Here is a 411-nt window from a genome sequence, read left to right as displayed (position 1 = left end):
CAAATACATTTATGTCTTCCTCGTTCACCGCCCCAAATTAATAGATAAGCGCCCCAGCAAAATACAATCGCTGTACTCACCATTGCTCCTCTTTGCATCCATGCAATAAATGAATTCCCCGTATTAATTAGACCATCCATTGCATCACCTAACACTAACATTTGAGCTATTGTTTCCAACATATACATTCACTCCCTTTTCATTTTTAGATGCTTATACGTTACTAAGCTGACTTGACTCATTCGCCTTGCTGTCTTCTTTCACTTCTTTTACTTCTGTTGCTGTTGCCTTATAAGCTTGTAAAGCTTTCATTACTAAATCTTGATTTTCTTCAATGTATTTCTGATGATGTAAATGAAGCCAATGGTTATAATCCTGACCATTGGCTCTTAATAGGTTTGCTACCATATC

Annotated in this window: 1 protein-coding gene and 1 pseudogene; both read right to left on the bottom strand. The window is 36.7% G+C overall.

What is annotated here, in order from left to right; translation table 11 throughout:
- Window positions 1-188, bottom strand: a pseudogene (locus tag JDS95_RS30525) (hypothetical protein); the annotation flags it as partial.
- A gap of 25 nt (window positions 189-213) precedes the next feature.
- Window positions 214-411, bottom strand: a 198-nt coding sequence (locus tag JDS95_RS30520; RefSeq protein WP_199691052.1) for a hypothetical protein, incomplete at its 5' end; no start/stop codon positions are given.

The sequence above is a fragment of the Bacillus cereus group sp. N24 genome (assembly GCF_016483345.1).
GTDB lineage: Bacteria > Bacillota > Bacilli > Bacillales > Bacillaceae_G > Bacillus_A > Bacillus_A toyonensis.
Note: the sequence above shows the minus strand (reverse complement) of the source record. Positions and strands in the feature narration are given on the sequence as shown.